General features: G+C 66.3%; 2 protein-coding genes. Both read left to right on the top strand.

All coding sequences use genetic code 11. The features are described 5' to 3' along the window. A partial coding sequence (locus IFT89_RS21005; RefSeq protein ID WP_202939857.1) for an iron chelate uptake ABC transporter family permease subunit occupies nucleotides 1–282 on the top strand: 282 nt, incomplete at its 5' end. Beyond that, nucleotides 249–451 (top strand): ATP-binding cassette domain-containing protein (locus IFT89_RS21000; RefSeq protein ID WP_202939858.1); only part of this gene is annotated, 203 nt, incomplete at its 3' end. The genes IFT89_RS21005 and IFT89_RS21000, both read left to right, overlap by 34 nt.

Genomic DNA, 451 nt, shown 5'->3' with positions numbered 1-451 from the left:
GCGATCGTCGTCGGCATCGGCCTCACCGCACTCGCGACGGCGACGGTCGGCCCGATCTCGTTCATCGCACTGGCCGCACCGCAGATCGCCCGGCGCCTCGTGCGCTCCGACGGACTCGCACTAGGGCCCACGGCCGCAGTAGGAGCGTTGCTGCTGTTGCTCGCGGATGTCGTCGCCCAACGCATCCACCCCGATTCGCCCCTGCCCGTCGGCATCGTCACGGTGTCGATCGGCGGACTGTACTTCCTATGGCTACTCCTGCGAGAGGGAAAGAAGAGATGACCCGACTGATTGTCGACGGCGCCGCGCTCGGCTACTCCGACAAGCTGGTCTGCGAAGACGTATCGGTGGATATCCCCGACGGAGCATTCACCGTGATCGTCGGGCCCAACGCCTGCGGCAAGTCCACTCTCCTCAAGAGCCTCACCCGACTCTTACCGCCGACGCGCGG

The organism is Plantibacter sp. CFBP 13570, from assembly GCF_014841395.1.
GTDB lineage: Bacteria > Actinomycetota > Actinomycetes > Actinomycetales > Microbacteriaceae > Plantibacter > Plantibacter auratus.
This window is presented reverse-complemented; position numbering and strand designations above follow the sequence as displayed.